This is a genomic window from Mesorhizobium sp. M4B.F.Ca.ET.058.02.1.1 (genome assembly GCF_003952505.1).
Lineage (GTDB): Bacteria > Pseudomonadota > Alphaproteobacteria > Rhizobiales > Rhizobiaceae > Mesorhizobium.
Genome location: NZ_CP034450.1, coordinates 2327784 through 2346858 on the forward strand (window position 1 = coordinate 2327784; position 19075 = coordinate 2346858).

Below are 19075 nucleotides of genomic sequence, written 5' to 3' on the forward strand. Positions count from 1 at the left end.
CCCCTGAGGAACGATCGCGGATCGGAGAAAACCATGCGATGATTCAGAAAGACGCATGAGACGCATGAGACGCATGACCTTAACGACGGGCGCAGCTTAACGCCCAGCCCGGTCGAACTCCCGGCTCTCCAGCGGTGAAGGCTTGCAGACGGAAGTCATTGCAGAATCCGGAAGACTTGTGGCGCGAAAGCCTGCGCACATGAGGAAGGGGCAATCCGATTGGGTGAACCGCACGCCATCTTCGTATCGGGAGTTGCGGGCTTTGTAGGAAGCAGGCTTGCAAGGGTCTTTATCGATCGTGGGTATCCGGTCTTCGGTTTTGACAACCTGTCGCGAGGTTCTCGGGAAAACCTGAACGGGCTTCTCGCGCATGAGCGGTTCATTTTTGAGAAAGTGGATCTCTCAGACGCGGGTGCGGTGAGAAGCCGCTTCATGAATTGTCACCGCCGCATTCCGATTTCCGAAGTTTGGCACATGGCTGCCAATTCGGACATCCCTGCAGGAATCGCCGATGCTTCCGTTGATCTGCGCGATACCTTTCTATCGACGTTCAACGTGTTGCAGGCAATGAAGGAGGCCGGGGTTCCGTTCCTTGCTTTCGCGTCCAGCTCAGCCGTGTACGGCGATTTGGGGGAGGCTCCGATCAGAGAGGATGTCGGGCCGCTGCTGCCCATCTCCAACTACGGTGCCATGAAGCTCGCATCGGAGGCGCTCATCAGCGCTGCCGTCGAGAACTGGTTGGACCGGGCCTTGATCTTTCGCTTTCCGAACGTGATCGGTGTTCCAGCAACACACGGTGTCATCCTGGATTTCGTGAGAAAGCTAAAGGTCTCGCCAAGCAAACTGAATGTTTTGGGGTCGGGGCGGCAACGCAAGGCATATCTTCACGTCAATGATCTGATCGACGCGATTGTCTACTTGCGTGCAAACGCATCCGAGCGGCTTGGCTGCTACAATATCGGTCCAGAGGACAAAGGGGTAACCGTTAGCTTCATAGCGGAAACGACTGTAGAGGCTGTCGCACCGGGCGCCGGGATCGAATACGGTGTTGAGGATCGCGGTTGGGCGGGAGATGTTCCCCGATTTTCCTATGACATAGCAAAACTTCGTGCGCTCGGCTGGCGGCCCCAGCTTGGTTCGGCCGACGCTGTTCGAAAAGCCGTCGTAGAAATCGTGCGGCAGGAAGGACACCTGTGATGCAAGCCGTTGTACTTGCAGGTGGTCGAGGGACGCGGCTCAGGGGCCGGATAGGTGATTTGCCTAAGTCGCTAGCCAACATTGGCGGCAAGCCACTTCTCGAGCATCAAATCGTCCTCGCCAAGCAACACGGGATTGAGAAGATCTTGATCCTGGTGAACCACGCAGCCGAGCAAATTGTGGAATTTTGCAATCAGCGCGAGAATTGGGGGATCGACGTTCTTTGCGTGGATGACGGTGCGCCTCGCGGGACCGCTGGAGCAGTACTGTCGGTTTTGGACCTGCTCGACGACGACTTCCTTACGATCTATGGCGACACGATGCTCGACGTCGATCTCACCCGCTTTAAGTGCTTCCACGAAAAACACAAGGCAGCGGCAACAATTTTCACCCATCCGAACGATCACCCGCATGATTCCGATCTGATAGAAACGTCAGAAGATGGCATCGTTACCGCATTCCATCCATATCCACATGATCCAGAATTCTTTTATCCTAATAAAGTCAGCGCCGCTCTTTATTATATACGAAGACAAGCTCTATTCCCATGGCGCTCCACGGTAACTCCTCTCGATTTTTGCAAGGACCTCTTTCCTGAAATGCTTCTGGCTGGCGCGGAAATTAGAAGCTATAGCAGCCCTGAGTACATAAAAGACGCGGGAACCCCGGCAAGACTTGACAAGGTCTGCGCCGACTTTGCATCGGGCCGCATAGCTCGAGCTTCACTCGCATCGCCGCAGAAAGCAGTATTCCTGGACAGGGATGGGTGCATCAATGTTGACCATGGACATATCGATCGTCCCGAACGCTTCGAACTGATTGAGGGGGCGGCCGCCGCGATCGCCTGTTTCAACCGGGCCGAGTACCGGACAATCGTCGTTACTAACCAACCCGTTGTGGCGAGAGGCGACTGCTCCATACGAGACCTGCGGATGATCCATAACAAGATGGAGTCTGAGCTTGGTCGCTGCGGTGCTTTTGTTGATGCCATCTACTTCTGCCCGCACCATCCAGATCGCGGCTTTGTCGGTGAGGTGGAAGCACTGAAGGTCCGCTGCAAATGCCGCAAGCCTGCTACCGGGCTGATCGATGAAGCGGTCGAGGCATTCAATATCGATCGCAGTCAATCCTGGATCATCGGCGATTCCTCTACGGACATTGCTCTCGCAAAACGGTCTGGCATCAGATCGATCTTGGTTGAGACGGGCGCGGGCGGTTTGGATAGCAAATATCATGTCATGCCCGACTACACCGTCTCGGACTTGTCCGAGGCTGCCAAGCTCATTCTCACTGTTCATCCGACCTTGATAGACACAGCATCTGATCTGATCGCGCATGTGAAGCCGGGTGATGTTTGTTTCGTGGGGGGCTTTCCCGCAGCGGAAAGAGTGTTCTTTCCAGCGCTATCGCTGAGGTTCTTCGCGGCCGCGGCTTTGATGCGCAAGTTGTTGCTCTTGATCGCTGGATACGTCCCGTCGCCGATCGCGAACCAACGGTGATTGGTCGTTACGATATGAACGAGATCAGGAAGGTTCTAAGGCGCCTGGTGGGCGTTCGTTCTCGCGAGACGCACGATCTGCCCTATTACGACAAGCTGAGCCGCGCATCGCATCCAAGATCGGAAAAGATAACCATTTCTCCGGAAACCGTCCTGGTCGTGGAAGGAGCCGTCGCTCTTTCGCTGTGCGATGTGGTTTTGCACGGTCGTGCACACACATTCTTCGTCGATATCGATGAGGAGTTGAGGAGGTGCCGAGTAACGCGCGAATACTCGCGCCGAGGAGTGGATCGGGAGGCTGCGGCGAGTATCTACAGTTCGCGCCAGAAGGATGAGGCACCGATCGTGCTGGCATCGCGGGCGCGTGCTGAACATTGCATCCAATTGCGAGCGATCGAACTGATTGAGGCAGTCGGATGATTATCAGCCAAACGCCGCTTCGTGTGAGCTTTGTGGGAGGTGGCAGCGACCTTCCCGCCTTCTATCGGCAGGAGGGCGGTGCCGTCCTGAGCGTTGCTATCGACAAATACGTCTACGTGAATGTGAACCGCAAATTCGATAACGGCACCCGCATCGCTTACTCCAAAACGGAAGAGGTGGATAGCGTTGAGGATATCCAGCATCCGATTGTCAGGGCGACGATGGGATATCTCGGGATCTGTGGAGGCGTCGAGATAACAACCATTGCCGATATTCCATCGAAGGGAACAGGACTTGGATCCTCGAGCGCTTTTACTGTTGGCCTTCTGCACGCGTTGAACGCGTTTCGGGGGCAGTATGTCTCCAAGGCAAAGCTCGGCGCTGACAGTTGTCGCATTGAGATCGAACTTTGTGGCGCACCCATTGGAAGGCAAGATCAATACGCCGCTGCCTTCGGAGGGTTGAACCTTATCGAGTTTCACTCTGATGACAGCGTTTCGGTATCACCGCTCATATGCCCGCGCGATTTCATCGCTTCAATCGAGAAGCAAGTTCTCATGTTTTACACCGGCATTACGCGCAGTGCCTCAGACATCCTCGTCCGACAGTCGGAAGGCATCGCAAGAGCGCCGGACAAGCGGAAAGCGCTCAGGCGGATGGTCGAGCTCACGTATCAGCTTCGTGATGAGCTGCATCGATGTAACCTCAACGCCTTTGGCGAAATCCTCCACGAGAACTGGCTCTTAAAAAAGGGCCTCTCCGAAGACATCACGAACGATGCAATCGATCACTGGTACCAAACTGCGATGCAGGCGGGTGCGAGGGGCGGCAAGTTACTCGGAGCAGGTGCGGGAGGTTTTCTCATGTTCTTCGCGCCTCTCGATCGCCACGAGGCAATCAAAGCGGCCCTCGGGAACCTAAAGCATTTCCCCGTGAGGTTCGACTTCGCCGGGAGCCGCATCGTTCACTATCAACCGACATCGGAGTCCACCCAATGAAACATTTTGGCGGCAGTACCCAATCAACCGACATCGGAGCCCGCCCAATAAATCATCTTGGCGGGAGCGCTCAAGCCTATTTCAAGAAACTTGAGACCGTCCTGGCTTCATTGGACCACCAAAGCTTCGACAATGCAGTGGCCTTGGTCGCGCAGGCACAGGAGGATGGCAAGCAGATAATCACGCTTGGAAATGGCGGCAGTTCACTCACTGCTCTACATTTCATCACCGACTGGAACAAGAGCATCTATCTCTCCACGAAGCGCCCGTTTCGTGGTCGGACACTTGTCGACAATGTGGGACTTACATTCGCTTATGCCAACGATGTTTCATTCCAGGATGTGTTCGTCGAGCAACTGAAGAACATCCTGAACGAGGGCGACTTGGTCATCGCAATTTCAGGAAGCGGAAACTCGGAAAACGTTTTGCGCGCCGTTCGATACGCAAACGATCACGGCGCAGTTACGTTAGGTCTTTGTGGATATGGCGGAGGAACGCTCCGGCAGATCGCCCAACACGTGGTTTGGGTCAATGTGAACGACATGCAACTGTCGGAAGATATACATTCTATGTTCGGGCACGTCGTTATGCAGACTCTTTGTTTTGCAAGTACACAAAAGTGGAGCGATCGGCGACAAAAGCGCAGCGCGGCTGGAGGCCTCAATCCGAATCTAGCTGGCGCCGAAACGGGCTGGCGATCCTGATCGAGAACAAACGATGCCGCATTATCTGTTCTACGTTCTGGACGAACACGGCCAGTTCATGGGCGGGGTCAACCTTGCCTGCGCCGACGACATTACGGCGAAAGAGTACGCCAGGCGGTTTGCCGACGGCCACGAGGTGGAGCTTTGGCGATTGGTTGCGCGGTTCAAAATTGACAAACCGCGTGGCCGTCCCGCAGCGACGAAGCACCCTCGTGCCGTAGCGCCACGTTCCAGCCATTTAAACAAGCCGCTCAGGCGATCACACTTCCCCCATGGATTCGGTTGCACGTCTTGGCCCTATTCAAATCTTGAGAGATTTTGACCCCGATACAGGCACGTTGGCGTTGCGATTGGACGACCTGTCCAGTGCTGTACAGCGCTCGATGACGGCGAGCCTTGTAACCTTCGATCGTTGAAAGCGACTGACGCGGACATCGCCGCCATGCCGCCGGCGACGTCGCTCGGGCGTGGAGCGTCGTCAACGCCGCAAGGCGACATCGGCCAAGCGCATCGACGCGCAAACGGCACGGTTCGAACGGCCGCGCCGGCAGCCCCCAACAGACCCGACGGCCCGTCCGCCACGCAGCATCGGAAGTCATCCCTGCCGCACTTCTCGATGACCTGATTTGCGAACGACCCGCTCGAACCGACGGGCGCCCAAGCCAGAGCAACATTACAACCGACGGACACGGCTTGGGAGGACATCCGGAAGGCCGCCTCGGCGCGGCTGTTCGATCACTTTCCGTATTAGAATGTGTTAATAAGTTATATTAGTAATGTGTGAATAATCGTTAACCAAGCCTCATTCTCGCCGCAAACCGTGCTAAGGTCCGCCTGGGTCACGTACATCGCCTTTGAATGATCAATACATGCAGGTACAAGGCGGCGTGGGTGAATAAGTAAAAAAGCGGAAATGCCTGTGTTTACTTAGGGGCGCGGGTGGAATGAAAAACAAAAAGACGCAATGAACTAAGGAACTACTGTGACTATACTACACAGCAACCTCGGCGGCGTGCCCGCTGGGAGAGGTGCGCTCAACCTCAATTCGGCCGCGGCTCGAACCGTCGAACACCTTGAGCGCGTTGGCAGCGACACCGTCTATGGGCTCAAGGGCGAAGGCCTGACGAGCATTCCCGTCGACAACACCCGCCTCCGATGGCGAGCTCATCGTTAGGCTCGCTCGACAATAATAATCTCCGCCACTTTGAAATCCGTTCGCAGTGCCCAAGCTGCGAGCATGCGACATGTCGCGCGCCTTGGCGATGCGCGGCAGTGGAAGTTCCCTGTTTTCAACGCCTAAAGAGGATCACTGAATGACTCTTTCCGCACCCGCAGGCTTTACCTCTAGCGACCTCGTCTACGAGGAAAGCTTCTCCGGTACGACTCTCGACAGCGATTGGCATACCTATATCACCAGCAATGCTGCCGACGGCTGGCCATGGAATACCAATGGGTCGGGCGGAAGTACGCCGGGCGGCCCATACAATGCCGACTACGATATGCCGAGCCAGGTGTCCGTGAGCGACGGGACCTTGAATCTCACGGCGATCAAGCAGCCCATCAGCGGCGTCAATCAGGGAGGGGTGACACAAACATTCCCGATCACGTCCGGCGCCGTCAGCAGCTATGGCAACTTCGAATTCAATGGCGGCTATCTTCAGATCAGCATGAAGGCGCCGAGCGGCGACGGCGCATGGCCAGGCCTCTGGCTGATGCCCGGCGACGGCGCGGGCAGCAGCGGCGACAATTTCGAGCTCGATATTCAGGAGGGTGGATTTACCGGCTCGGGGCCGGCAGACCAGAATTTCTCCTGGCACTTGCACGGGCCGTCGGGGTGGGTCGGCGACACCATCGACAGCGGCATCAACCTCACGGCCGGCTTCCATACGTACGGCATCAACTGGGTGCCCGGTGAATCGATCACCTGGTATCTGGATGGGAAGCAGATGGCGCAGGTGACCAGCGCACAGGTCGCGATCCCGGATGAACCGATGCAATTGATGATGAACTTGGGGGTCGCGAATTCGAACGCGAGCGGATGGCATACGGCTCTGGATGGCTCGACGCCATCCTCGATGCAGATGCTGGTCGATGAGGTTCAGCTCTATCAGAAGGCGGGCAGCGGCGACACCGTCACGGGTGCCAACGTCACTCCCTCGACAACATCGTCGACCCAGTCCCCGACGACGCCAACGATCCAGCCGGCGGTGACGCAGGTCGCCGCGTCACCGGCAACGGGAGTCGAGCATGCCGGCGATGCCATCACAATGACGGTCGCCTTCAACAAGGTCGTGACCGTCACGGGCACACCGACACTGTCGCTCAATGATGGCGGAACGGCCAGCTATGTCAGTGGCTCGGGCACCAGCGCGCTCACCTTCCGCACCACGGTCGCTTCGACCGACAAGGATACCTCGGCACTCGCCATCACCGGGGTCAACCTTCCGAGCGGCGCGAGCATCAAGGATGCATCCGGTGTTGCGGCGAACCTCTCAGGCGCGGTGAAGACGTTCTCCGGGCTCCAGATCGATCCGGTCCTGCCGGCGGTGACGCAGGCCACAGCCTCGCCGGGAACCGGCACCGAGCACGTCGGCGACACGGTCACGCTGACACTCGGCTTCAACGAGGCCGTGAAGGTGTCGGGCACGCCGACCCTGTCACTCAACAATGGCGCGACCGCGACCTATGTCGGCGGCTCCGGAACGAGCGCGCTCAACTTCCGCACAACGGTCGCATCGACGGACACCAATACCTCGGCGCTCGCCATCACTGGGGTCAACCTGACGAACGGTGCGAGCATCAAGGACGCAAGCGGCGTCGCTGCGAATCTTGCAGGCGCAGTGAAGACCTTCTCCGGCCTCCAGATCGCGACGTCATCGACAGCCCCGACGACCCCAACCACCCCAACGACCACCACCACCCCAACCGCCCCAACGACCACCACTGCCCCAACCACCCCAACGACCACCACCACCCCGTCATCGATCGCGCCGGTCCTCACCATCGCGGATCCGACACTCAAGGTGAACGGGCTGGGTGGTACGGTTGACCTCGGAGTCAAGGTGACAACGACCGACCCCAACGATGTCGTGACCGTGAATGTGACGGGCTTGCCGAGATACGAGACGATCACCGACAAGCTCGATGGTAAGACGTTTAGTGGCAAGAACATCACCTTGACGGCGGCGCAGGTCGACAGCGGATTGACGCTGCAATCGAACTACAAGGGCGCGGCTCATCCGGTGGCGACGCTCACGCTGACGGCAACGGCCAAGGACCCGGTCACCGGCGCCGTCACGACAGCCTCGCCGCAGAGCATCACCGTAGTGGATCCTCGGCCCGCGACCGCCACAACGTCGCTAGAGTCCTTGGCAACCCGGGGCCCTGCGCTGCTGCACGAGCAAAGGGACCTGGTCGCCGGCGGCGCTAGGACCTGGGCGCCGCATAGCCTTGCCGCGGCGGATCATCCGACTGCGACCGGCACGGCCAGGGCGTCCCTGGCAAGCCAGAGTTTTGCGCTGCTGAACCAGTATCTGGCCGGCAAATCCGGCCGGGTCGATTCCGGTCAGATCGTGGCTGTCTTGTCGAATGGAGCCAGCTGGGATCACGACACGTACATGACCAGACCGCACCATTGATCGCCTCCGCACCCAGGGGCTTCCGCCCCTGGGTGCAGCACCGTCAAGGTTGTGAATGCCAGGGGGAGATCGAACGCGGACGTATTTCCGCAAGGGTTAGCCAAAATGGCGATACAAAACGAGAATGCCTACGCAGCAGACCATGGACTTCGAGCCCTGGCCCTGTTCCTGCGCTTTCATGGCGTGGACGCCAAGCCCGACCAGATCCGCGATCGCTATGGCGACGGCGGTGCAATCGGCATCCGCGCGATGCTTCGCTGCGCCCGCGAGCTCGGGCTTAAGGTCGGCGCGCGCAAGGCACATTGGAACCGTCTTTCGAGCGTTCGGCTGCCCGGCATCGCTTCGTTGCACGATGGCGGATTTCTGCTTCTCGCAAAGGCCGACGACAACGGCGCGGTTGTGCTGCATCCACACTCGTCGGGGCCGAAGCGGATTACGCGCGCGGAATTGGAAGCAATCTGGGATGGCCGTTTGATCCTGGCCGGATCACAGAACGTCGCGCAGCGGGCGCTTCATACCCTTGCTGGCATGGGTATGCGCGGTCGTGATCTGCTGCGGCGCGCCCGCGATACCGTGATGCGCCCGCGTTTCGCCGATCGACGCGATACGGCCGCCGAGGCGACGAGCACCGCATCTGAGAGCGACGATGACTCAGGGCTCATTGCCTTGGCGATATTGCTGCGTTGCCATGGCATCGCGGCCGACCCGGACCAGATCCGGCATCGGATGGGCGCGGCGCGCGTGGGTGTTACCGAAGTCCTTCGCTGTGCAAAGGATTTCGGACTCAAAGCCCAGGCACAGAGGACGAAGTGGAATCGGCTTGCGGTTACTCCGTTGCCGGGAATCGCCGTGCTTCGGGACGGTGGATTCCTGATCCTCGGCAAAGTCGTCGACGACAAGCTCCTCGTTCAGCGCCCGTCGTCGCCGCAACCCATTACAATGACCCAGGCCGACCTTGAGGCCATCTGGGACGGCGACATCATCCTGATGACCCGGCGCGCGCCCCTGACGGATCTCTCTCGACGGTTCGATATCAGCTGGTTTCTCGGCGCGGTCCACAAGTATCGCCATCTTCTCAGCGAAGTGCTGGTCGCGTCATTCTTCCTTCAGGTTTTTGCCCTTCTCTCACCGCTATTCTTCCAGGTGATCATCGACAAGGTGCTCGTGCATCGAAGCATGAGCACGCTTGATGTTCTGGTCACCGGTCTCGTCGCGCTGACGGTTTTCGAAACCGTCCTTGGCACGCTGCGCGTCTATCTGTTCGCGCATACGACGAACCGCATCGACGTCGAGCTCGGCGCCCGGCTGTTTCGTCACCTGCTGGCGTTGCCAATCGCATATTTCCAGACGCGCCGCGTGGGGGATTCGGTCGCACGCGTCCGCGAGCTCGAGAATATCCGCCAGTTCCTGACGAGCTCGGCGCTCACGCTTGTCATCGATCTCGTCTTCACCGTCGTTTTCCTCGCGGTGATGTTCTACTACACGACTTCGTTGACGCTGATCGTTCTGGCGTCGTTCCCATTCTACATCGGTATTTCTGCGGGAGCTGCGCCGCTGTTTCGCCGGCGCCTTGATGAGAAGTTCGATCGCGGCTCGGAGAATCAAGCTTTCCTGGTCGAGACCGTCACGGGCGTCGAAACGCTGAAGGCCATGGCGGTCGAGCCGCAGATGCAGCGACGTTGGGAGGAGCAGCTCGCCGCCTATGTGACCGCAAGCTTCCGCGTGCTCAGCCTGAACAATACGGCGAGCCAGGCGGTGCAGCTGATAAACAAGCTGGTCGTCGCCGCAACCCTGTACTTCGGTGCCAAGCTCGTGATCGGTGGCGACCTGACCGTCGGCGAACTCGTCGCATTCAATATGCTGGCATCCCGCGTAAGCATGCCGGTGCTGCGGCTCGCGCAGATTTGGCAGGATTTCCATCAGGCCCGCCTGTCGATCGATCGTCTCGGCGATATCCTCAACACCATTCCCGAGCCAAGCCTCAATCCTGGCCGCGCCACTCTGCCGGCGATCCGCGGACAGGTGACATTCGAGCATGCGACTTTCCGCTACCGAGTCGACGGCCCCGAGGTGCTGCACGACGTGTCGTTCAGCGTCGAGCCCGGTCAGGTCATCGGCATCGTGGGCTCCTCGGGCTCCGGCAAGAGCACCATCGCCAAGCTGATACAGCGGCTCTATGTGCCGGAGAGCGGACGCGTGCTGGTCGATGGCGTCGATCTGGCGATGGTCGACCTGACCTGGCTTCGCCGCCAGATCGGAGTCGTCCTGCAAGAGAACGTACTCTTCAACCGATCCATTCGCGAAAACATCGCGCTCGCCGATCCGGCTATGCCTATGGAGCGCGTCGTTGCAGCGGCGTCGCTCGCTGGCGCTCACGATTTCATCCTGGAACTGCCCGAGGGCTATGACACTATCGTGGGCGAACGCGGCAGCAGTCTTTCTGGCGGACAGCGCCAGCGCGTCGCAATCGCGCGGGCACTCATCACCGATCCGCGCATCCTCATCCTCGACGAGGCGACCAGCGCGCTGGACTACGAAAGCGAACGCGCCATTCAGCAGAACATGACACGAATCTCTGCCGGCCGGACCGTCTTCGTCATCGCGCATCGGCTCTCGACTGTGCGTCACGCGAACCGGATCATCACGATCGAGCATGGCCGCATCGTCGAGGACGGTACCCATGATGACCTGATCCGCTCGAACGGGCGTTACGCTAACCTCCACTATCTGCAGGCCGGCATTCATGAAGTCCGCTAGCCAAAACATCGTCGAGTTTCCGAGAGTCAATCCTCGTCGCCACGAGCACGAAGTTGCGTTCCTGCCGGCGGCGCTCGAAATCACCGAATCGCCGCCGTCGCCGATCGGGCGCGCAATCGGGGCGAGTATCATCGCGGTCTTCTGCTTCGCGCTGGTGTGGGCGTCGCTGGGCAGCGTCGATATCGTCGCAACGGCGACGGGCAAGATCGTGCCAGACGGGCGCACCAAGCTGATCCAGCCATTCGACACCGGCGTCGTGCGCGCCATCAACGTGCGCGATGGTCAGAGCGTGAAGGCTGGCGACGTCCTGATCGAGCTCGACCCGACCATGACGGACGCCGACCAGGAGCGCCAGAAAAGCGATCTCCTTTCGGCCGAACTCGACGTCGCACGGCTGCGCGCGGCGCTCGCGGAGGATCCGCTTGCGGCCTTCCGACCGCCGCAGGGGGCAAGCGCGGCGGAGATCGAGATGCACCGTCAGTTTCTTGTCAGTCAGCTCGCCGAACAGAACACCAAGCTCGCCGAGATCGATCGCGAGCAAACCCAGAAAGAGGCGGAACGATCGACCACTTTGGCGAGCGGCGCGAAGCTCGAGGCGACGATACCGCTGCTGCAGGAGCGGGTCGACATTCAAAAGAACCTCGTCGACAAGGCACTTGCTTCGAAGGTCGTCTATCTCTCCGAGTATCAGGAACTGGTAGGCCTTCAGCAGGATCTCAACCTGCAGCAGAGCCGGCTGCGCGAAGCCGACGCAGCCATCGCGTTGCTGAAGGAAACGAGGGAAAAGACCGCCGCGGAGTACCGGCGCGCGACCTATGAGGCACTCGCAAAAGCCGAGCAGAGAGCTGCGAGCACCGGGCAGGAAGTGATCAAGGCAGAGCGGCGCACGAAGCTCCAACAATTGACCGCGCCGGTCGATGGCGTTGTGCAGCAACTCGCCGTTCATACGGTGGGAGGTGTGGTGACGCCTGCTCAGCCACTCGCCGTGGTGGTTCCGAGTGAGAGCCATCTCGAGATCGAGGCCATGCTCTCCAACCGAGACATCGGTTTCGTCCATCCGGGACAGAAGGCGGAAATCAAAGTCGACACATTCAACTTCACCCGCTACGGGCTTCTTCATGGTGAAGTGCTCAGCGTGTCATCCGACGCCATAGTTCGCGACAGGCAGCAGAGCGCGTCGAACGACCGCGCGTTGGGCGCAGCGCAGAGCGACAGTGAGCCGAGAGATCAGGAACTGCAGTATGCCACGCGCGTTTCACTTGACCGTACGGACATGCAGGTGGATGACAAGCTCGTCAAGCTCGGTCCGGGTATGGCGGTGACGGTCGAGATCAAGACTGGCACGCGCAGTATCATTGGCTATTTCCTCTCGCCGCTGGCGAAAACCAAGCAGGAATCATTGCACGAGCGGTAAAAGGGCAGGCTTCCAGCCGACGAACCTTTGTCCCTGCCATTGTCAACTCGAGCCACGTGGCGTCGGGTAACAATGAAGAAACAGCAGTCGCCAGGAAGAGCGCGCCAAGGCGATCCGAGCCGGAATTGACGCTTGTTTGCCGGAGCTAGCCAGGCGCCCGAAACGCCCTTCGTCCGGCAGGAACGCACGAGACACCCCTCTGCGCTGGCGGCGGACATGCTCCTGTTGGATAGGTGGGTGAGAAATCAGGGCTTTAGGGCTACCCCCAATTCATCAAGGGCTCTTGGGCACGGCTGCGTGCTAGGATCAGCCCCCGCATGTGCGGAGGGGAAACCGTGGCCCTGAACGTAGTCGGCCAAGCCAGACCGAACACATTCGCCTTCGAGACCAGTGCTGTCGCCGGAGCGACGTCGCGAGATGTTCGAGGCTCTCGATCCCGTGCTGCGCCGCAATCCAGAAGTCGGAGCCTACAACCAGACTTTCTGAGAGGAACTGGAGCATGCCGGACCGGATCGTAAGTTTTGTCATGAGCGGGGGCGTCGGATCACGGCTGTGGCCGCTCTCGCGCGAAGACAATCCCAAGCAATTCCATGACTTTTCGGGCGACGGCTCGATGCTTGCAAAAACTGTTCGACGCCTCAAGATGCGGCCGGACGGTGAGGCGCCGATCTACCTGATAGCTTCGGAACGGCATGCCGACCGCGTCATTTCGGATATCGGTGCGCTCGGCCTGAACGGCGGCAGACCGATTTTCGAGCCCATCGGACGCAATACGGCCGCGGCGGTCGCAATAGCCACCCTGCAGACAATCTCCGAACATGGCGTCGACGCGCTTGTACTGGTGGTGCCCTCCGACCACGAGATATCGACCGAAAAGCAATTCTGGGAAACCGTCGAAGCGGGCATGCCTGCCGCGGATTCAGGAAGCATTGTGGTATTCGGCATCAAACCGACGCATCCCGAAACAGGGTACGGCTACATAAAGGTTAAGGTTGCGGCAAATGGTGACGGAGTGGCCGCCGTTTCGCACTTTGTCGAAAAGCCCAATATCGAGACGGCCCGCAAATATGTGTCTTCGGGAAGGTTCTACTGGAACGCCGGCATCTTTCTGTTTCGTGCCGACACGATGCGGAAGGCATTTCTCGACCTCCGGCCGGACATCTGGGACACTGCGGAACGGGCCCATAAGACCGCACGGGCCGACCTCTCAGGCATTTATTTGCCTCAGGGCTTCTACTCGACCGTCCCGTCGACATCGATCGACTACGCGGTCATGGAGCATGCACGCGGTATCGCGATGGTTACGGCTTCCTTCCGCTGGAACGACCTTGGTTCGTGGCAATCGCTGCTCGAAGCCAGCCCGACGGACCGCGACGGAAATGTCGTAGCGGGCGACGTCGTCGCCATGGATTGCGGCAGCTCCTACCTCAGAAGCCAGGGCAGGCTGCTGACCGTCATCGGAATGAAGGATGTGGCGGTGGTGGCGACCCCGGACGCAGTGTTCGTCGCTCCGGTCACCCACAGCCAGAACGTGAAGAAGGTTGTCGAACAGTTAGAGAAGAGCGGACGCCTCGAGACGAAGTTCACGGCGTCGGAAGACCGCGTCATAATCAGCGGATCATGGCGAAAGCGCGTCGAGCACTGGCTCTTCAACGAGACGCTGCCGCTGTGGTCCACTGCAGGTGTCGACGATGTGCATGGCGGCTTCCACGAGGCTCTCGGTTTCGATGCAAGGCCGTTAGGCAAGCCCAAGCGCATGCGGACGATGGCTCGCCAGATCTACGCTTTCGCGGTCGCCAAGGAACGCGGCTGGGCCGGACCGGCCGACAGGCTCATCAGCCACGGCATCGACTTCATCGCGAAATACGGTCGCACCGACCGCGGCGGCTGGGTTCGCAGCCTCAATTCCAACGGCAGCGTGGTCGACCCGGTGGAGGACGCCTACGACCATTCCTGTGTGCTCCTGGCGCTTGCCCATGCTCATCGATGCGGCGATCGGGATGCCTTGCGGCTTGCTCAAGAGACATTTCATTTCATCGACACCCATCTCGAGGACGGCTGCTTGAACGGCTTCCTGGAGAGCCCTGGCTGGAGTGGGGTGCGGTTCTCGAACCCGCATATGCACATGCTGGAATCCTTCCTTGCCTGGTATGGCGTCACCGGCGACCGCAGCTACCTGCGTCGGGCGGCACGCATCATCGATCTTTTCCGGAGTCACTTCTTCGACCAGGAGAGCTGGACGCTTGGCGAACGCTTCGATGTCGACTGGCTGCCGCTGCCTGGAGACGACGGTCAGTGGACCGAACCGGGGCACCATTTCGAATGGGCCTCGCTCCTTGTCGATTTCACGCGGGCAAGTGGGCAGAAAGACTTGGCAGTCTACGCAAGGAAGCTCTATTCGTCGGCGATCGCCAGCGGATTGAACCGGGCCACCGGTCTGGCTTATGCGGCCGTGTCGCGGCAGGGAATGCCCTTCGACCGGCTCTCTCGCAGTTGGCCGCAATGCGAGGCCGTCAAGGCGGCCATCGCCCTGGACGGCATTGGCGGGCCTGATCTGAAACCCGAGATCGAAGCTCGTGTCGCCCGCCTCTTCCGATGGCATATCGATCCAGCACCGCTTGGCTTGTGGGTTGACAGGATTGACGAGCGCGGAAGGTCAGTGGCGACGGAGGTCCCCGCGAGCATCTTCTACCATCTGGTAACGGCGTTGATGCAGTACCTGGACAAGACCGAAGGGCAGGTAGAGCCCTTCCCGCTCCCGGGGTCCGATGCAGGCGGCCCCACTCGGACGCAGGTCTACGGTTGATCAAGGATCGGCCGTTCGTCGGATGGCGGAGGAGACGTCCAAATCCGACGAACTTTCCCTACTCGCGCGCAAGGGTGAGACGATGACACGCGTGCAACGCGCTGCCGATGGAATGGCGGGTCCGTCGCACGGCGCGGCGTTGAACACCTGCAGGGCCGGCGATGCGGGGCGAGTCGCCGATTGTCGAAATGGCAGCCAGCTGAAACCAAAGTCTTCCAAGGAGCCTGGAAGCGCGGCTGCCAAGAGATGCCGACGCCGAATGGCGAGGCAGAGGTCAAATGCGCGGTATGCAATCCCACCCATCGCTACGATCCGGACTTCGCTTTCAAGCGGGTCAAGGCCGAGGCCCACATCAGGGATGATCCGGTTGCTACCCCTGCTTCGTCCATATGGATGTGTTTCGCCTGTTTCAGCCGAAGTTTATATTTCTTCGCCAGCCGGTTGCCGTTTCCTCAGGCAACGCCGGTAAGGCTCGGCTCTCTGTCATGTGAACGACAAGAGCGCGCCGGGCCGCAAAACGTCCGCGATCACGCCACAGGCACCGACGGATTGGCTGGTAGCTTGTTAGGGCGGTGGATTTTTTGTTCGCCTGGCCGGCGCCATATACCCCACCCAAACACGCCCAATGTGGCGCCGGCCACCTTCCACTGTGTCAGAAGTCCCGGACGGCGGCACCAATTTGACTCGCCAACGCCTGACTAAAAGCCCAGGGTGCATCGTCACTGGCCATTGAACGGGCGCTGAGAATGAGCGCTCGCTTATGACGGGTATGCTGACGGGTTTTTCAGCCCTGCGGCCGAACCTGCGGCAGGGCGGCGTCGAGCGACCGCTCGAACGCATCGACCAGCGTATCCAGCTGGGGCTCGGTGATGATCAGGGGCGGGCAGAAGGCGATGGCGTCGCCCATGTTGCGCGAAATGACGCCATTCTGCTGCAGGAACCCGTTGACCAGCACACCGAGGGCGGCAGGCTTGCCCCATGGCGCCTTGCTCGCCTTGTCGGTGACCAGCTCGACGGCGGCGATCAGGCCAACGCCGCGCACCTCGCCGACCAGCGGATGCGAGGCCAGCCTGCGCAGCCTTGCCTGCAGATGCGCGCCGATGGTGCGCGCGTTGCCGACGAGGTCGCGTTCCTCGATCAGCTTGATATTCTCCAGCGCGACGGCCGCGGCGACGGGATGGCCGCCGCCGGTGAAGCCGTGGCCGAAGGTGCCGATGCGATCGCTTTCATCGGCAATCGGCTCGAACACCTTGTCGTTGATGAGCAATGCCGAGATCGGCAGATAGGAGGAAGAAATCTGCTTCGACAGAACCATGATGTCAGGCTTGATGCCGAAGGTCTGCGAGCCGAACATCTCGCCGGTCCGGCCAAAGCCGCAGATGACCTCGTCGGCAACGAGCAGGACGTCGTATCTCGACAGCACGGACTGGATCTTCTCCCAATAGCCGGCGGGCGGAACGACGACGCCGCCGGCGCCCATGATCGGCTCGCCGAAGAAGGCGGCGATGGTCTCCGGTCCCTCGGCAAGGATCAGCGTCTCCAACTCGTCGGCGAGACGGCTGGAGAACTGCTCTTCGCTCTCGCCCGGCCTGGCATCGCGCCAATGGTGCGGCGTCGACGTGTGCAGCACATTGGCGATCGGCAGGTCGAAAGAGAGATGGTTGTTCGGCAGCCCGGTCAGGCTTGCCGCGGCAACGGTCACGCCGTGGTAGCCGCGCTTGCGGCTGATGATCTTCTTGCGCGCCGGCTGGCCGAGCGCGTTTGACCGGTACCAGATCATCTTGATGGCCGTATCGTTGGCCTCGGAGCCGGAATTGGTGAAGTAGGCCTTGCTCATGGGCACTGGCGCCATCTGCACCAGTTTCTCGGCCAGGTCGATCAGCGGCGAATGCGCCTTCGATCCGAAGTCGTGATAATAGGGCAGCTTCGACATCTGCCGCGTGGCCGCCTCGACCAGGCGCTTTTCCGAGAAGCCGACGGCGACGCTCCACAGGCCTGCCATCGCCTCGATATAGCGGTTGCCGGCAATGTCCTCGACATAGATGCCGTCGCCCTTTTCGATGACGAGCGGGCCTGTTTCCTGATGCTTGCGGGCATTGGTGTAGGCATGCAGGTGGTAGCGGATATCGCGGGCTTCAGGGGAATTGGGTCGGGCGTCCATGATGGCTCCTGTCTGCAGGCGTGCAGCCGAAACAGAACCGTCTCGTCTGATGAGCGGTCCAGGGATTACTCGCGTTTGGGATGCTTGATGCATCATGGCGGCAGGTGGCCGCAAGAGCCGCTGTGTCATGATCGATAGCGCCATGTGGTTCCCCAACTCAGTTCCAAATGATCCCGATGCCGCGGCCACGCACGTGATCGCCGGCACTGGACAACAAGGCTATGATCCTTGAAGGCTGCGACGCGCCGCTTGCGCAACCAGATGGACAGGGGCATGGAACAGGTCGATTGCATCGTCGCCGGCGCCGGCGTCATCGGTCTGGCGGCTGCGCGCGCCATGGCCGCACAAGGCCTGGACACGCTGATATTCGAAGCCGCCGACGCCATCGGCACCGAGACAAGTTCGCGAAATTCGGAGGTCGTCCACGCCGGTATCTACTACCCAAAGGGGTCGCTGAAGGCGCGCCTCTGCGTTGACGGGCGGGAGTTGCTCTATCGCTACTGCGCGGAGCGATCAATCCCGCACCGGCGTTGTGGCAAGCTCATCGTCGCGACAGACGGGGCTCAGGAACCGGTGCTTTCCTCCATTCGCGGCAATGCCGCCGCTTGCGGAGTTGACGACCTGCGTTTTCTGTCCGCAGCCGAGGCGCAGGCGCTGGAGCCGGCGCTGCACTGCACCAAGGCATTGCTGTCGCCCTCCACCGGCATCGTCGACAGCCACGCGCTGATGCTCACCTTGCTCGGCGAGGCCGAAGCGAACGGCGCCATGCTGTCGCTCAACACGCGTGTGGTTTCCGGTCGTATCGGAACCGGCGGCATCGTCCTCGAGACGATGGACACCGCAAGCGGCGAGCGTTTCGAGATCGCCACCTCACACCTCGTCAACGCGGCAGGTCTCGGCGCAGTGGCGCTTGCCGCTTCGCTCGAAGGATTCGATCGGCAGTTCCTGCCGACGCTTCGCTACGCCAAGGGCAGTTATTTTTCGGTGGCCGGGCGCGTACCCTTCTCGCGGCTTGTCTATCCGGTGCCCGAACCCGGCGGGCTCGGCGTTCACCTGACGCTCGACCTCGCCGGCACGGCGCGCTTCGGGCCGGATGTCGAATGGACGGACGGGCTGGACTACCGCGTCGACCCCACGCGCGGCGAGCGCTTCTACGATGCGATCCGCAAATACTGGCCGGAGCTCGCGGACGGCAGCCTGCAACCGGCCTATAGCGGCATCCGCCCAAAGCTTTCCGGACCCGGCGAGGCCAACAGCGACTTCATCATCCAGGATGCGGCAACCCACGGCATCGAGGGCGTGGTCAATCTGTTCGGCATCGAAAGCCCCGGGCTGACGTCCAGCCTGGCGATCGCCGCGCATGTCGCGCGCATTCTGACGCTCGCCTAGCTGAGCACGAGAAGGTCATCGAAGGCTGCGCGAGAAAGACCGCGATCGCTGCGAGGCAGACCGAGGGTCTAAACCTTTTCCGCCGACAAGCGT

At 60.4% G+C, this 19075-nt stretch carries 12 protein-coding genes; 11 read left to right on the top strand and 1 reads right to left on the bottom strand.

All coding sequences use genetic code 11. The features are described from left to right. Positions 1 to 219: 219 nt before the first annotated feature. The 10 genes from EJ073_RS11785 to EJ073_RS11830 all read left to right on the top strand — a co-directional run bounded on the left by EJ073_RS11785 (position 220) and on the right by EJ073_RS11830 (position 15432). Positions 220 to 1197 carry an NAD-dependent epimerase/dehydratase family protein gene (locus EJ073_RS11785; RefSeq protein ID WP_189347313.1) on the top strand — a complete coding sequence of 326 codons (978 nt, stop codon included), beginning with the start codon at positions 220 to 222 and terminating at the stop codon, positions 1195 to 1197. Then, positions 1197 to 2696 carry an HAD-IIIA family hydrolase gene (locus tag EJ073_RS11790; RefSeq protein ID WP_126055882.1) on the top strand — a complete coding sequence of 500 codons (1500 nt, stop codon included), beginning with the start codon at positions 1197 to 1199 and terminating at the stop codon, positions 2694 to 2696. Before EJ073_RS11785 ends, EJ073_RS11790 begins: the two co-directional genes overlap by 1 nt. 14 nt (positions 2697 to 2710) lie before the next feature. Continuing rightward, complete coding sequence (locus EJ073_RS11795) at positions 2711 to 3115, top strand: hypothetical protein (RefSeq protein ID WP_126055883.1); 405 nt, start codon at positions 2711 to 2713, stop codon at positions 3113 to 3115. Further along, positions 3112 to 4113 (top strand): GHMP kinase, encoded by a 1002-nt coding sequence (locus EJ073_RS11800; protein ID WP_126055884.1) that lies wholly within the window; start codon positions 3112 to 3114, stop codon positions 4111 to 4113. The genes EJ073_RS11795 and EJ073_RS11800 overlap by 4 nt, the downstream gene beginning before the upstream one ends. Next, a complete protein-coding gene (locus tag EJ073_RS11805) occupies positions 4110 to 4817 on the top strand; it encodes an SIS domain-containing protein (protein WP_126055885.1) in 708 nt (235 codons plus the stop codon). The genes EJ073_RS11800 and EJ073_RS11805 overlap by 4 nt, the downstream gene beginning before the upstream one ends. Positions 4818 to 4830: 13 nt before the next feature. After that, a complete protein-coding gene (locus EJ073_RS11810) occupies positions 4831 to 5139 on the top strand; it encodes a hypothetical protein (RefSeq protein WP_126055886.1) in 309 nt (102 codons plus the stop codon). A 991-nt stretch (positions 5140 to 6130) separates the two neighbouring features. Beyond that, on the top strand, positions 6131 to 8455 hold the full coding sequence (locus EJ073_RS11815; RefSeq protein WP_126055887.1) for a glycoside hydrolase family 16 protein: 2325 nt from the start codon (positions 6131 to 6133) through the stop codon (positions 8453 to 8455). Positions 8456 to 8560: 105 nt separating this feature from the next. Next, positions 8561 to 11212: a type I secretion system permease/ATPase gene (locus EJ073_RS11820; RefSeq protein ID WP_126055888.1), complete on the top strand. Its 2652-nt coding sequence runs from the start codon at positions 8561 to 8563 to the stop codon at positions 11210 to 11212. Further along, positions 11199 to 12626 carry an HlyD family type I secretion periplasmic adaptor subunit gene (locus tag EJ073_RS11825; RefSeq protein ID WP_126055889.1) on the top strand — a complete coding sequence of 476 codons (1428 nt, stop codon included), beginning with the start codon at positions 11199 to 11201 and terminating at the stop codon, positions 12624 to 12626. Before EJ073_RS11820 ends, EJ073_RS11825 begins: the two co-directional genes overlap by 14 nt. A gap of 499 nt (positions 12627 to 13125) precedes the next feature. Beyond that, positions 13126 to 15432 carry an AGE family epimerase/isomerase gene (locus EJ073_RS11830; RefSeq protein ID WP_126055890.1) on the top strand — a complete coding sequence of 769 codons (2307 nt, stop codon included), beginning with the start codon at positions 13126 to 13128 and terminating at the stop codon, positions 15430 to 15432. Between the two features lie 784 nt (positions 15433 to 16216). Here the strand turns inward: EJ073_RS11830 and EJ073_RS11835 are convergent. Next, positions 16217 to 17593: an aspartate aminotransferase family protein gene (locus tag EJ073_RS11835; RefSeq protein WP_126055891.1), complete on the bottom strand. Its 1377-nt coding sequence runs from the start codon at positions 17591 to 17593 to the stop codon at positions 16217 to 16219. Positions 17594 to 17866: 273 nt separating this feature from the next. On the opposite strand from EJ073_RS11835, the gene EJ073_RS11840 reads away from it, so the two are divergent. Next, positions 17867 to 18982: an NAD(P)/FAD-dependent oxidoreductase gene (locus tag EJ073_RS11840; RefSeq protein WP_126055892.1), complete on the top strand. Its 1116-nt coding sequence runs from the start codon at positions 17867 to 17869 to the stop codon at positions 18980 to 18982. The last annotated feature ends 93 nt before the right edge of the window (positions 18983 to 19075 follow it).

Coding starts and splice junctions, on each gene's coding strand:
- EJ073_RS11810 (WP_126055886.1), top strand. CDS start 4,831: ATGCCGCATTATCTGTTCTACGTTCTGGACGAACACGGCCAGTTCATG.
- EJ073_RS11805 (WP_126055885.1), top strand. CDS start 4,110: ATGAAACATTTTGGCGGCAGTACCCAATCAACCGACATCGGAGCCCGC.
- EJ073_RS11800 (WP_126055884.1), top strand. CDS start 3,112: ATGATTATCAGCCAAACGCCGCTTCGTGTGAGCTTTGTGGGAGGTGGC.
- EJ073_RS11820 (WP_126055888.1), top strand. CDS start 8,561: ATGGCGATACAAAACGAGAATGCCTACGCAGCAGACCATGGACTTCGA.
- EJ073_RS11835 (WP_126055891.1), bottom strand. CDS start 17,593: ATGGACGCCCGACCCAATTCCCCTGAAGCCCGCGATATCCGCTACCAC.
- EJ073_RS11840 (WP_126055892.1), top strand. CDS start 17,867: ATGGAACAGGTCGATTGCATCGTCGCCGGCGCCGGCGTCATCGGTCTG.
- EJ073_RS11790 (WP_126055882.1), top strand. CDS start 1,197: ATGCAAGCCGTTGTACTTGCAGGTGGTCGAGGGACGCGGCTCAGGGGC.
- EJ073_RS11825 (WP_126055889.1), top strand. CDS start 11,199: ATGAAGTCCGCTAGCCAAAACATCGTCGAGTTTCCGAGAGTCAATCCT.
- EJ073_RS11795 (WP_126055883.1), top strand. CDS start 2,711: ATGAACGAGATCAGGAAGGTTCTAAGGCGCCTGGTGGGCGTTCGTTCT.
- EJ073_RS11815 (WP_126055887.1), top strand. CDS start 6,131: ATGACTCTTTCCGCACCCGCAGGCTTTACCTCTAGCGACCTCGTCTAC.
- EJ073_RS11830 (WP_126055890.1), top strand. CDS start 13,126: ATGCCGGACCGGATCGTAAGTTTTGTCATGAGCGGGGGCGTCGGATCA.